Origin of the sequence: Pinirhizobacter soli (assembly GCF_015905305.1) — a bacterium.
Lineage (GTDB): Bacteria > Pseudomonadota > Gammaproteobacteria > Xanthomonadales > Rhodanobacteraceae > Pinirhizobacter > Pinirhizobacter soli.
Window position 1 is genome coordinate 970,290 of the sequence record NZ_JADZLQ010000001.1, and the last position, 13,155, is coordinate 983,444.

14 protein-coding genes are annotated in these 13,155 nt (G+C 63.8%); 6 read left to right on the plus strand and 8 right to left on the minus strand.

Going from position 1 to position 13,155, the window contains the following annotated elements:
• The 5 genes from NDK18_RS03970 to pilV are packed head-to-tail and all read right to left on the minus strand — an operon-like array spanning position 1 to position 8,307.
• On the minus strand, positions 1–411 hold the full coding sequence (locus NDK18_RS03970; RefSeq protein WP_284691523.1) for a type IV pilin protein: 411 nt from the start codon (positions 409–411) through the stop codon (positions 1–3).
• Between the two features lie 8 nt (positions 412–419).
• The gene (locus NDK18_RS03980; protein WP_250627149.1) at positions 420–5,930 is read right to left on the minus strand and encodes a pilus assembly protein; all 5,511 of its coding nucleotides are present in this window, start codon (positions 5,928–5,930) and stop codon (positions 420–422) included.
• Positions 5,931–5,942: 12 nt separating this feature from the next.
• Positions 5,943–6,650: a pilus assembly PilX family protein gene (locus NDK18_RS03985; protein WP_250627150.1), complete on the minus strand. Its 708-nt coding sequence runs from the start codon at positions 6,648–6,650 to the stop codon at positions 5,943–5,945.
• Positions 6,651–6,652: 2 nt separating this feature from the next.
• On the minus strand, positions 6,653–7,774 hold the full coding sequence (locus NDK18_RS03990; protein WP_250627151.1) for a PilW family protein: 1,122 nt from the start codon (positions 7,772–7,774) through the stop codon (positions 6,653–6,655).
• On the minus strand, positions 7,771–8,307 hold the full coding sequence (gene pilV, locus NDK18_RS03995; protein ID WP_250625608.1) for a type IV pilus modification protein PilV: 537 nt from the start codon (positions 8,305–8,307) through the stop codon (positions 7,771–7,773). The genes NDK18_RS03990 and pilV overlap by 4 nt, the downstream gene beginning before the upstream one ends.
• Before the next feature lie 166 nt (positions 8,308–8,473).
• On the opposite strand from pilV, the gene NDK18_RS04000 reads away from it, so the two are divergent.
• Together NDK18_RS04000 and NDK18_RS04005 are read left to right on the plus strand one after the other, a co-directional pair.
• A complete protein-coding gene (locus tag NDK18_RS04000) occupies positions 8,474–8,659 on the plus strand; it encodes a hypothetical protein (RefSeq protein ID WP_250625607.1) in 186 nt (61 codons plus the stop codon).
• A 96-nt stretch (positions 8,660–8,755) separates the two neighbouring features.
• A complete protein-coding gene (locus NDK18_RS04005) occupies positions 8,756–8,989 on the plus strand; it encodes a hypothetical protein (RefSeq protein WP_250625606.1) in 234 nt (77 codons plus the stop codon).
• On the opposite strand, the gene NDK18_RS04010 is transcribed toward NDK18_RS04005, so the two are convergent.
• Together NDK18_RS04010 and NDK18_RS04015 are read right to left on the minus strand one after the other, a co-directional pair.
• Entirely contained in the window at positions 8,986–9,216 is a 231-nt protein-coding gene (locus NDK18_RS04010; RefSeq protein ID WP_250625605.1) for a hypothetical protein, read from the minus strand. The two genes, NDK18_RS04005 and NDK18_RS04010, sit on opposite strands and share 4 nt — an antisense overlap.
• Positions 9,217–9,282: 66 nt before the next feature.
• The gene (locus NDK18_RS04015) at positions 9,283–10,032 is read right to left on the minus strand and encodes a hypothetical protein (RefSeq protein WP_250625604.1); all 750 of its coding nucleotides are present in this window, start codon (positions 10,030–10,032) and stop codon (positions 9,283–9,285) included.
• A gap of 181 nt (positions 10,033–10,213) precedes the next feature.
• Between NDK18_RS04015 and NDK18_RS04020 the strand changes: the two genes are divergently transcribed.
• The 4 genes from NDK18_RS04020 (at position 10,214) to NDK18_RS04035 (ending at position 12,191) form a co-directional block, all read left to right on the plus strand.
• Entirely contained in the window at positions 10,214–10,537 is a 324-nt protein-coding gene (locus NDK18_RS04020; RefSeq protein WP_250625603.1) for a YXWGXW repeat-containing protein, read from the plus strand.
• A 100-nt stretch (positions 10,538–10,637) separates the two neighbouring features.
• Positions 10,638–10,775: a hypothetical protein gene (locus tag NDK18_RS04025; RefSeq protein WP_250625602.1), complete on the plus strand. Its 138-nt coding sequence runs from the start codon at positions 10,638–10,640 to the stop codon at positions 10,773–10,775.
• Between the two features lie 23 nt (positions 10,776–10,798).
• Positions 10,799–11,638: a hypothetical protein gene (locus tag NDK18_RS04030; RefSeq protein WP_250627152.1), complete on the plus strand. Its 840-nt coding sequence runs from the start codon at positions 10,799–10,801 to the stop codon at positions 11,636–11,638.
• A gap of 118 nt (positions 11,639–11,756) precedes the next feature.
• Positions 11,757–12,191 (plus strand): hypothetical protein, encoded by a 435-nt coding sequence (locus NDK18_RS04035; RefSeq protein WP_250627153.1) that lies wholly within the window; start codon positions 11,757–11,759, stop codon positions 12,189–12,191.
• Here the strand turns inward: NDK18_RS04035 and NDK18_RS04040 are convergent.
• Positions 12,180–13,115: a CPBP family intramembrane glutamic endopeptidase gene (locus NDK18_RS04040; RefSeq protein WP_250627154.1), complete on the minus strand. Its 936-nt coding sequence runs from the start codon at positions 13,113–13,115 to the stop codon at positions 12,180–12,182. The genes NDK18_RS04035 and NDK18_RS04040 overlap by 12 nt on opposite strands.
• Positions 13,116–13,155 lie beyond the last annotated feature (40 nt).

Here is a 13,155-nt window from a genome sequence, read left to right on the forward strand (position 1 = left end):
TCATCGGCCCCAGCAATTGAGGGTGTCGGCCGTGGTCGAACTGTTCGACGCCTGCACGCCAGCGCGGTTAAGGCTGAATTGGGTGCACTTGTCCTTCAGCTGCGCACCGATGGCCGTCGCCTCCAGGGTGTAAGCCACGGAGGTCGCGCTGATCGGGTCGGTGATCGTGTAGAACTGCCCGGCCATGGTCGAGGTGCCGTTGAGCGAGGCCAGCGAGGTGGCGTACTTGTTGTTGGAGAAGTAGTAGCGCTCCTGGCGCGCGGCGAGGTCCTGCAGCGTGCGCGTGGCATCCACGCGGTGCGAACGCAGCACGTAGGACCGGTAGGACGGCAGGGCTATCGCCGCCAGGATCGAGATGATCAACACCACGATCATGAGCTCGATTAGGCTGAAACCGCGGGAACGTGGCATGGTCATCCTCACTGTTGATCCACCGGCTCGCGCCAGGAAATCTGGTGACTGTTCACCGGGCTGATGGTCCCGACATCCTTGCAAACCACCTTGTCGCCGATCTGCATGCAGGCGGTGACCTTCGTCGCGCCGGACCCTGGCGTGGTGTGCAGGCTGGGCGCGGACGCCTTGCCCTTGCCGATGGTGGTCTTCTTGTACACCTCGCCCGCCTTGCCGCCACTTCCTGCCGCGCTGCCAAAGCTGGCCGCATGGCTATCGGCGGTACCGGTGATGTAATTCAGCGCATACAGGTAGCTGGTACCGGATACCGAGCTCGGATTGCAATCGGAGCTGTTGGAGGCGTCCTTATCCGCCTTGGTCGGCGGCACGTAGGTGGGCGTCAACAGGATGCCGCCGAGCAAGGTCTGGCTGTTCACCACGCGCTCGGAGGGCACCAGTGCACTGGCGGTGCCATCGCCCGGGGTCAGTGCCAGCTTCCAGCCGGAGTACGTGAAGCAGAACGGCGTGGTGGTGGATTTGGCCTGCAAGGCCGACGTCAGGCTCGCAAGCGTGGTGGCACCTGCGGTGGTGGCGCCGAGCGTTCCGTCGGTTAGCACTTGTACGTTGGTGGATACGAACAGGCTCGCATCGCTGACCGCCAGTGTCTGGCATGCGGCGTTCAGGCCCAGCAGCAGGCTATTGTCGGAAATACCATAGATGTACTGCTGCTGCGTGCCCTGGGAGGTCGTGGCCGCATCGTCCGCGTCGGTAAAGGCGCGTCCTGAACCGAAGTAGATGAAGTCGCGTCCGGACGGATCGCGGGCCAGGGTTGGGCGTACCGTTACCGGCGTGCCGCCGTTGTAGATCTGCAGCAGGCCCTTCCAGGCACTCGGCAAGGGGCTTTCCACGCCAGCTGAGGTGCGCAGGTCGATCTTCCACAGTCCGCCGCCAAAGGCACCGCCGACAGCCGACGGATTGGTCACCACGCCGAAGTACATGCCCTCGGCGCTGTTATCCAGGTCGTAGTCGGAGGACACCATGTCGCCGGCAAAGCTGCTGGCCGGGCCGTTGGAGAACTGCTTGGCGAACGTCGCCTCGGTGGTGCCATTGCCAACCAGGCTCGACAGATCGTAGATATAGGCATTGAGCGGGATGGTGGGCGAGCCCTGCACCAGCTTGCCCGGCCCGCCGTTGTCCACGGGACCGGTGCCGAAGCCAAGGAAGAACTTCAGGTTGCCCGATGAATCCTTTTCAATGGCGATAGCAGGCGACGGCGTGGTGAAGGTGGGGACCGACGACTTGCCATCGGCGGAGAACGCGATGGACGGGATCTCGCCCAGCACGATCGGCGGCTGCTCCGGATCGGTGATGTCCATGATCACGTAGGACGAATTGGAGGTCTGCACCGTCGACGGGCACGACGCGGCGGCAGTGCCGGAGCAGCCGAGCGTGTTCACGCTGATCGGGCCGCCACCGGTGCGGAAAGGCACCACCATGATCGTGCCCCAACCGCAGACATGGCCCTGGGCGTCGACATTGGGCGTACCGCTGCTGCAGCCGGTGGCCGTGGCGTTACCGAAGATCTTCACATCGCTCACCGTCGGCGAGCCGTCCACGTAGAACACGTGCGAGTAGCTCTTGTCCGCCACCCAGCGCAGATGCGCCAGCAGGTTGCTGGGTACATACGCCCAGGCTTCCTGGCCCAGCGCCCAGTTGTTGCCGGAAGTCGATACCGGCGAGCCGGTCGTGCCTGACGGCAAGGTGCGGGTAAGGGTCGGCAAGGTAGCCGCGGTGGTTCCAGCGGCGGGTTGGGCTGCCGTATAGAACCCGGCGTTGAAGGCATGCAGCATGCCGTCGTTGGCGCCCACGTACACCATCTGCCGGCGATGCAGGTAGTTGGTGCGGAAGGCCAGGTAGCTATTGTCGTTGTAGAGCAAGTCGAACGATTCCGCCGGCACGCTCACTTCAATTGGCGAGGAATTAACGATGTCGCCAAGCCGGTAGGTACGCGCGGAAGCTGTGACGTTCTGCAGGGGCACGGCGCCGCCGCCGGAACTGCGGCTTCGGAAATCGTCGGTATCTTCCAGGCCGCGCACCCAGTTCACCATCGCCGCAGCCCTGGTGCTGCTGATCTCATTGAGCAGGCCAAAGTTGCCGATGCGGTAATTCAGGCCCAGTAGCGTCTTCGCCGTCGTGCCGCACAGCCCCGTGCCGGTCACGGCCGTGTAAGTGGTGTTGTTGCTACGTGTCACCGAATTGTCGCTGGTGATGCAGTCGCCGGTGGCATCCGTCCAGACGAAGGGAACCTGCACGCCCGTGGTGATGGCACCGGTCGCCGAACCGTTCTGCATGACCTTGCCGGTCAGGATCGACAGCAGATTCTGCGGTTGCACGCCCACGGTGGTGAAGATATAGCGCTGGCCACGATTGGCCGCCGAGTCCGCGGCGTCGCCGTAGTTACGCTGTATCGGGATGTTCGTCAGCGCTGTCGCATCGGCCGCCTTGGTGGGGTCGTAATAGGGGTTAAGCAGATCAGCCGCGTCCCACACCGGCGTTACCGTGTTCGACTGCGTGCAATTTGGATCGGTCGCCGGATCGTTGCCCGGGGGTGCCGTGCAGCGGAAAGTGGCAAGTGTGGCGGAGCCTGCCGCCGCGCTGGACGGACGGCCGCTGGCGATGTACGCCGCCGACGAAGACAGCACCTGGTTGCCCGCGGAGTCCTTGAAGCCGCCCTCGCGCAAGAAGCCCTGGGCATCGGTCCAGAACGACCGCAGGCTGCCCGTCCATGCCACACCGTCGAAGAGGCTGTAGTACTTCACCTGGTAGGCCAGGCCGTTGCCGACGAAGTCGTTGCTGGAATCGGCCAGGCCCGCATTGCCGGTGTCGTTGCCGCTGCTGGCGGCGATGGCCTGGAACACGGCGTCGAGCTGGTCCTTCAGCTTGCCCGCGTTGCGCGCGAAGAAGTAGTTTGCAGGGTCGGCCCCGGCAGCGAGCACCGGTGCGGTGCCGTTGAAGCCTGAGTACTTGGCCGCGTACCACAACGGAGTCTGCAGGGCGCTTACCGACGCAGCGGAACTGGCGGTAAATGTAGTGACCTGCGGATTGGAGTTACAGACCGAATCAGCGAGGTTGTTACAACCGAAGGTCACGCCGCTATTGTTGAACTCCGTCACGCCATCGGCGGTGGTGCCCGCCAACTGGTAGCCGATGAACATGCCGCCGGAGCTGTAGCCCAGCCACTGGTTGCGCATGATCAGCGTGGTGGCGGTGGGCGTGTTCTTGAGCGTACCGTTGGTGTTGCAGGCACTGCCGCTTGTGCCTGCGCCGGTGCCGCCGCTGATCGCACCAGCGATCACGATAGGATCACAGATGGCCACGCCGCCGGCCTTCACCGTCGAGGGCATAAGGCAGCTGCTGCCCACGCAATAGGAAATGACGTTGGTGGCGTCCTGGTCGTGGTCCGAGCCGTACTGGGAGTCTTCCCACACGAAGTAGAAGCTGCCCACGTTGGGATAGGAAGTCGTCGGCACCAGCCCGTACGTGGTATTGCCGTTGAGGTTCTGGCGCGAGCCCAGCGACACCGAGCCGATATAGCAGCTGGAATACGTGCCCACGCCCGCCGGGTCGGCACGACAGGTCGGCGAGACCGAGATGTTCTTCGAACCCACGGGAATCGTGAACGAAGGCAGGTTGTCCGACAGCGAAATGCCGTAGGTCTTGACCCGGAAGCTGCTGTCCACCTTGCCGTCGGTGCGGATCAAGGTGGTCCAGGCGCCGTAGCTCAGGCCCGCGATGAAATACGAACCGCCCTGCCCGGGCGTTCCCAGGCACACGCCCACCAGGGTCGACATGTTGCCGATGGTGGCCGGCGTACAGATGGAGATATCGCTGAAGTTGCCTACGGACGTGAGCGTGCCATTGGTTGGCGCGCCGGTCAGCGTGGACGTGTTGTAGTAGGTCGAAAGCAGGTAGTTGCCGCTTATTCCTTCAAGTGTTTGCACCTTGTTGGTAAGCGTCGCGGCCGAATTCATGTTCTCCACGCTCGATACGTTTTCGCTATCGAAGCTGTTCAGGCCGCTGCTGATGACCACGATCGAGCAGGTGGCGCAGGGCTGGTTGCGCGGCTTCGTCGCACCGCTATCGGTGCCATAGGGGTCAACCCATGCCGGCGTCGGCAGCGTGGTGTCGCCAGTCTGCGAAGGACCTGTGTCGCCAATGATGTACCGCAGGGCATCGGCATACATGCTGGCCAGAGGATTGCCGAAGTCCGGGCACATCGTGGCGGTGGTCTGGATGAAATAACTGCGGGCGCCCCAAGCCGTATTGGTAGGTGAATAGCAACCCGTAGTGCCGGTGGTGCCGTAATCGGCGCCCGTCCAGCCAACGATCTGCAGCCGGTCGAGCGTGATCACGATACCTTCGTTGGTGTTGGTGCCCTGCTTGTAGCAGAAGGTACCGTCGGCATTGCTGAATTCATCGCCGGTGGCGCAACCTGCAACCGTGGTGTCGTTGTAGGCGAGCTTGCCGATATTGCGCCGCAATTGGCCACCCTTGCGGGGGGTTTTCCAGCCATTGGTGATCAAGCCGAAACGCTTGGCGGTGGTGTTGTCGTTCTTGCTGTATTTCTGCAGCAGTCCTTCGGGCTTCAAGCTCGTGCCAGTGGTAACGCAGAACGCCTCGGTTGGGCTGCCGTCCTGCTTACATACCGTGACGCGTGCGGTGTAGTCCTTGTTGGCGCCGCCACTCTTCGGACGGTTGCTGTCGCCTTCGCCGGCGCCGTTCCACTGGCACTGCAGCTTGGCGGTGGTGGCCCAGTCCGGCCACTGGCCACCGGCCACGCGGATCACCGGCGCCGGCGTAATGCCCGACGTCGTGGTGGTGGGCGTGGTAAAGGCGCCGGTCTTGCCGTTGGAGACGTTGCAGAACGTGGCGGCACTGGTGAACGGCGTGTAGTTGCCGATGTCGCTGCCGGTATAGACCTTCGCCCAGGCGTGCAGGTCGTCGGGGATCTCCGCGCGCTCGAGCACCGTGGAAGCGGCGGTATCGGTGCTGCGCGTGCCGCCGTAAAGCACCCAGCGGATGATGTCCAGGCGGCTCATCGCCACCCAGTTGAGGAAGTTGCCGCTCCAGGGCCCAAGCGAGGCCGAGCACGCATGCGCCGTAGCGGAGCCGGTGGCGCTGAACGTGCCGCCGGCGTAGGTGTAGCAGAGATTCGGATCGAAGTAGCCGTTGTAATCGAAGTTGTTCTTGTAGGTGGTATCCACCGTACCGTCGTTATCAAGGTCGGTGTAATCAGGGTAGGCCTTGTTGAACAGCTGCTCGTCGCGCGACATCACCAGCATGATCAGCGGCGCCACCTTCGGCGCGGCGGTGGCCACGGAGCCCGGTGGGAAGGCCTCGTAGTTGGACATCGTCATCGACGTAAGGTCGGAGATCTGGCCGGTGGTGGCTGCGGACTGCGCCCACAGGGCTGCGCAGGAGAGCATCCCGATCAGCAGGCAGGCGACGGTCGCCTGGTATGAACGCTTGAACCTGGCCATGGATTGCCCCTGTTACTTGATGACTTGGTTGTATTGGGTAATCGTGGTCGCCGTGCCGCCACCGGGCACCACCGACGCACTCTTGATCTGGAAAATCATCGAACCGCCGCCGGTGGCCGAGCCCACGCCCTTGCTGGAGTAGCCTTGCGCCTGGGCACCGCCGGCACCGGCGCTGACCACCGAACCGTCCTTGACGATGGCGATCTTGGTCACCGCCTGCTGGGCAGTCGTGCAGGTATCGGACGTGGTGGTGCACGTTGTCAGCACCACGTCGGTATCCCACAGGGAAGGATCGTAGTAATACCCCGCGGCGCGGGTAACGCAGGTGGGATCGGTATAGAAATTCATCGGGCTGCCGCACTGCTTCTGCAGGCCGCCGTTGGCCGGGTCCATCTTCGTCAACCACAATGGGGTATTGGCGAAGGTCACCGCGGGGTTGAAGTCGGTGATGGCGATCGCACCACCCCAGGTGGTGGGCCAGCCGCGATAGAACACGTGCTGGTCGAACAGTGCCAGGGGCACCGCGCGCGCAGCCTCGGAGGTCTCGAAGGCCTGCTCGTGCTTGGCCGTGGCGTTGACCAGGTTCATTTCAAGCAGGGTGCCGCGCATGGCGATGATCGCCACCAGCGACAGCATCACCAGGAAGATCAGGCCCACCAGCAGGGCGGCGCCCTGTTGATGGCCCATGCGACGAAACCGGAGCATGTCGTGCTTGGTCATGGTCAGTTCTCGTTCCGGTTGCGCAGTTGCACCACGAACTGTTGCACGGCCCGGGTGTACTGCCAGGGCTTGTCGCCGAAAGGGGTGAAGTTGGCGCAGGCCGTGACGTCCGTGCCAGCGGCGGCGATCTTGTACGTGCAATCCGAACTCAATTTGTAGGTAGCTTCGTGCGGCACGGCAATGTCGCGCACGGGCGACACAGCCACCACGCTGACCGCCACCGACACCACGCGATCCCAGGCGTTGGCGGCGGTGACCGCGGATGCCGTCATGTAACTGGTAGGCGCGGGTGAAGTACCACCGGACACCGAAACACCATAGGCCACCTTCATCTGTTCCACGCCGTCAACGACTGCTTCGGAAACGAATGTGCCATCCGAGCGCAGGTACTGACGCATCAGCGTGGGCAGCGGCGCGCCGTTGTCATCGGTGGCGGCACACGCCGCTCCCGCTGGCGCGCTACATGGACGCAGGTAGTACATATCCACGCGATACGGGTATACGTACTGGCGGATGGAACTGGAATTGGTCGGGGTGGTTGGAACCGGGCTGTTGGCAAACAGCGTGGCTTGCCCTCCCACCGCTGTCACCAGGTATACCTGGTTGGGATTGGCAGCGATGGTGGCGGCCTCGGCCGGGACTGGGCCCGGTGAGAGGATCTGCGTGTCGACGTAGCGCATCACGATGACGTCGCTGCCCTTGACGTAGTTCGCCGCGGTGCCGATGCAGGCCGCGCCCAGGGGAAAGGTCGTCGAACCGCTGTAGCCGAATACGCTGCCGCCACCGGTGCTGTTGGGCGCCAGGGACGTCGCCCATGCCTGGGTGCAGCTACCGCCCGCCGAGGTGATCGCACCCGTCGCGGTGGAATTGATGTTGATGTCGGTATAGGCGTTACCGCCCCAGAAATCGGCCATGCGCAGCGACCAGCCGAGGCGGTCGGAGGCCACGCGAATATTCTGCTGCAGGTAGTTGGCGCCGGACTGAAGCTGGTAGCCCTTGCGATTGGCAATGAACAGGTTGATCAGGCCACCGACCACCACGATGCCAAGCACCACCGCGATCATCATTTCGACGAGGGAGAAACCCCGCTGCCTTACGGGTTTGGCCGTTCGCGTCATGGTCATGGCAGGTAGTCGAAAGAGTAGCTTTCGTTATTGGTATCGGTGCCGGTGCTGTCGCGGCTTTGCGACAGGCCGTTCCACGTGGTGGTGATGGTGAGCGTGCCGCGCGTGGTGCTGGGCGTGATCGAGGCAATGCCCACGGTACCTACGGGCACGGCCAGCGTGCTGCTGATCTGGTTGATCCAGTTGGTAATGTCCGCCGCGGCAACCCTGCACGGGTCATCGCCACACTTGCTGGCATCAGGAATGCCGCTGGTGTACTTGTAGTAACTGGCGCTGACATCGCCATTCTTGGCGGCAATGAGGCTGGCCTGGCTGACCCCGAACACGCCGGCGGGGTTCGCCCGCATGGCGTCGGCCAGGCTGCGGGACTGCAGCACCGCCACGGTTCGTGCACCGGCTTGCTTGGTGAACTGCGCGCCCTTCAGCTGCATCAGGGCGAGACCCAGCACGCCCACGCTGAAAATCACGATGGCGACCAGAACTTCGAGCAATGAGACGCCACGCTGGACGCGCGACGACGGCGACTTTGCCACGGTGCTTCCCCCAATCCCTTTCCGACGCATACATCCTGTCTTAAGGTTCCGGCAGGGCGCCAGCGCCGGGCGACGAGCGGTTAGATTCCGCCGACAAACGGTATACGGCCGGTTCACCGCCCCCGGGCGTCAATGGCCATGAACCCGCCGCCGAGGAGGCAGCCCCATGTCCAGCCACGACCGCAAAGACGTCCACCACCCCGACCATGGCCAGCCGACCCATCCAGAAACGGCTGGGGAAAAAGCCCGGCGAAAGCTCCAGGAGAGCGATAACCAGGACCAGGCCCTGGAAGAGACGTTCCCCGCCAGCGACCCGGTGTCCCCCTTTGTGCCGGCCAAGCCCCTGGATTAACCTGAACAAGGGTTTGGATTGTCCCGCCGCCGTGACGAGATGGTCACAACCCGATGGTTAACTTGCGCGGCCTTCGAACGCCCTGGAGTTTCAAGCGTGCTCGCGCAATACGTCGCCCCAACCCGATTGGGGATCGCCCGGATTATCCGCCATGGCCGCCAGTGGCGCGCCCTGATCAACGATGCCGAATACGGGCGCCATGAAACACCCGAGGCCGCCGTGAACGCGCTGCGCGAAGGTGAGCCGTCGGCCCGCGTGCCGGGTCTTCCCGAGTGGCGCTTCACGGACGATCACCCGCTGGCCAGCCTTCCCAATCCGCGCGCGGCCTAGCGCTCCCGGCGCTTGTGCAGCCCATGCTTCTGCGCCTCGCGGGCTTCGCGCCAACCCTCGCTGAGCGCCAGGGCTTCTGTTTCGTAAGTGAAGCTGCCGCTATCGCTGGTGGCCAGGATCGTGTGGCCGTCGTCGTTGAGCACGGTGTAGCTCCAGCCGTAACGGATGCTGCCTTCATCCGAGCGCGGGGCACGGACGGTGATCAGGGAATCGTCTTCACGGGTCATCGGACGTCTCCATAGGAGTCGGCCGGCATCTTAGCGCCGCGACGGGCGAAGGTTGGATGAAGCCGCTCAGGCGTGGTCTTGCAGGGGCGAATAGTCCGGCTCATTGGCCGAAGGGTCGCACTTGCCAAGCAAAACGGCCACGTGGTCGGCATCGATCGGGGCCAGGCGCGGGAAGGTGGCGTTGACCAGGGCGGCGACCACCGGCGATGGACTCTGGCCCAGGTGCTGGTGGAAGAGATCGTACAGCTCGCGCACCATGCGCAATCGCTGGCGGCTGACATGATCCTGGCGAGCCTGGTCGGCGTTGGATTGCACCCAGCTGCCGACGTCGGTGCGAAGGCCCATCAAGGATGCCCGCAGCAGATCGGCGTACTCGGCCCGGCTGTCCACCTGCGGAATCCAGGTGCCGCGCGTGGCCAAGTAACCCTCCACCGCCCGGCCGATTTCGCCCTTGGCACAGGCCTGCTCGAACAGGTGCGTGTCCATGCGCATCAGGGTGTCGATCGCATGCAGCACGGCACGGCCATGCAGGCCGGCGTCATCTGGCGAGGCCCACTCCAGCCCGTCCCGGTCGGTAAAGGCGCGTTCGACGATCCAGAACACGTCGAAGGCCATCAGCCGCTTCATTTCCTGGCTCATCCCGGACAAATCGCCGTCGAGCAGGTGCCAGGCTTCGATGGCGTATGGGTTCGCACCGAAGCGGGTCAAAGCCGAGGTCAGTTCGCCGCGTGGATCGAGCATGTCCGCGTGCTCGCCGAAACCGGCCGAATACTCAGCCAGTGCATCGTTAAGCCACGCCTCGGTGCTGCCGTCCATGCTTTCCCCGTGTCATTCCGGTCTACTCACAGGTATCGGCGGTGGGTGGGGATGCTTGAGCCAAGCGAAAGGCCAGTGAAACCTGAACGGGCTTGGCACGCGTCGTCAACGCACCGTGTCGGCAACCGTTTTTTCATCCTGCCGCGGACACAAGGGTCCGCTGTTACTGGAGGAGTGACAAATGAACCGCATCACCCGAACTCTCGCCCTGGCGGCTTTTGCCGGCCTTGGCCTTGGCGCCACCGCCTATACCGCGCCGGTGCAAGCCCGCGAGGTGGTGGTCGTTACCACCCGCGTCGCCCCGCCACCGCCGCGCTTTGAACGCGTACCGCCGCCGCGTGCGGGTTACGTCTGGGCGCCGGGCTACTGGCGCTGGAACGGCGCACGCCATGTCTGGATCGGCGGCTACTGGGTCCGTGGCCGTCCGGGCTATCGCTGGGCTCCGCCACGCTGGGACCATCGCGGTCCGGGTTGGTACTACAGCCGCGGCGGCTGGGTGCGTTGATCTAGCCGCCCCCTCACCCCCTCGTCACCGGCGCTCCACGGCGCCGCGTCCAGCCTCCGGACACGGAACGTCCGGAGCACCCGGACGAGGGAGGCGGTGAATGAACGAAATACCTGAGTCCAAGGGCGTTGCAGCGCCCGGCAAGCAGAAAGGCGGTATCGGCTACGTCGTGCTGTGGTTGCTCGGCGTGCCCATCCCCGTGCTGATCCTGATCGCGCTCCTGCGCGGTTGCGCCTGATCCCCAACGCACGGAGATATCCCATGGCTTACGTAGCAAATTCCGCGACTGACGTCGTCGTCACTTATCCGCGCCTGTCCTGGCGCGCCATCATCGCCGGCTGGCTGGTTGCCACGGCGGTAGCTGGATTACTTTATGTAGCGGGCATGGCCCTGGGTTTTGCGGCCTTTGACGCCACAGACCTGGCAAGCACCGCCAAAGGCGTAGGCATCGGCACGGGCATCTGGTTCGTATTGACCTGGGCTGCCGCCCTGTTCCTTGGCGGAATGGCGGCCAGTTGGTTCGACAACCAGGTGGATCACACCATGGGCGCGTTGCAGGGCGTGGCCGTTTGGGGCCTTTCCATCACCGCAACTGCGTTGCTCATTTCCATGGGGCTGGGTCATGCAGCGGCAGGTAGCGTTGCCATGGCAGCGGCCAGCCACGACAACAACACGCGTGGTGGCAATACCGCTGCGATCGTCGCCAGCGGCCCTGCCGCCGAAGAAGTTGCCATCCTCGACGAACAGGTTCACCAGGCGCTTCGCGGCGAACGCAACGACTCGGCTGTCACCGCCGCCTTGCTCGCCGGCCACGACGATGCCGCGCGACGGTTGATCGAAGCGCGAGGACCTACCGGCGCCGAGGCGCAACGCCTGCTCGCATCGATGGCGGCGCAGACCCAGGCTGCACGCAATACAACCCTGGCGCAGGCTGATCGCGTGGCGCACTACACGTCGCTTGCGATGTGGGTGTCGTTCCTGAGCGGTTTCCTGGCGTTGCTCGCCGCGGCTGGCGGCGGGTGGATGGGAGCAAACAACCTGCACCGGGTATTTCACCTCAGGCGCTATGAAGGCCGGCCTGTTCGGCAGGTTGTGAGCTAAATAGCCGTCGTAAGGGACTCATGCGCCGCCGATAATAGTCGGCGCATGAGTCCGACATACGCAAGCATCGCCACACGGCAGTATTGTCGTCCCTCCGTGCGATCGACAGGCCGCCATCATGGACGCGACCAACTCAAATATTCCTTGCAGGGAACAGCCATCGACGGTTGACGAATTCCTCAAAGCACATAACTATCCGGGCATGGACGATCGCATGGCCCGAATGGAAGTAAACATCGCCTACATACGTCGTGATGTAGACGAGCTACGAGTCGATTTTGGCAAGATGTGGCACACCATTCAGGCCGAATCATCCAAGCGGCAGGAACAGTTCACGGAACTGCGTGGCGAGATTGGCAGCCTGCGCCATGAAATGGGTGACATGCGCCTGGCTATAACCGCCATGGATTCACGCCTTGACCGGAAGCTTGAGCAACACTTGCTCAAGTTGCAATCGCGCATGCTGTGGACTATCGGTGCGACGGTCGGCCCCATTGTGCTCGCGTGGTTCATCCAGACATTCCTGCCTGCCCTCAGAGCCTCAGGGGGTTGATTGTCCACGCCGGCGGCGCACCCACGAGGGCGCCACCAAAGTCCCACGCCGCACGGCCACCACCACCAGCACTACGGTGAGCACGCTGCAGCAGGCCAGCGCAACCACTGATGCCTCGGCGCCGAAGCTGCCGCCGGTTAGCCAGTCCGGCCCGGAAATGCGCGGCGCGATCCAGCCCTTCTCCGCGATGCCGGAAACCGAAATGCCATACACCGAGCCTTGCATGATGTTCCAGGCCGCATGCAGACCCATGCAAAGCCACAGCGAGCGGGTCACGTTGTAGAGCATGCCGAACAACAGGCCGGCTTCGATGGCGATGGCCATCGCACTCCAAAGCGTGGCGTTCGGGTTACCCAGGTGTGCGGCGCCGAAGAACAACGCCGAGATCACCAGCGCGGCCCACGTGCCCAAGCCCTCTTCAACGATCCGGAACAGAACACCGCGGCAGACGATCTCCTCGGTAATGCCCGGGGCAATCCCCAGCATCACAATCTGCGCTAGCCAGGCAACATCATTGTTGTAGCCACCGATCTGGTAGCCACCGGCCAGCGCGATCACGCCGACGATCGTGCTGAAAAGCAGCGCGCCGGCCGCCAGGCCCGTCAGGATACCCACCGGCGCGCGCGAGGGCGCCAGTTCGGCGATGCGTCGCTTCTCGATGAAGCGCACCAGGATCCAATACGACAATACGAACGGGATGATCATCACCAGCCGTCGCAACGTGGATGCCGGCGTTATCGAATCCAGCCCCGCACTGGGCAGACCGACTAGCTTGAGCGCGAAGTTGAACAACGTGAGCGACGCTGCCAACAAGGCCGCGAATATCACGATCCGCGCCAGCGGAGAATCGATCAGCCAGCGCTTCCAGGCAGGACGCGCGTCGATCGGCAGCGGCGGCGGAACGTCCATCACGTAGGTATTCATCGGTTTCCCCTGGCCTGGATGGCCTCGCGCAAGGCTATCT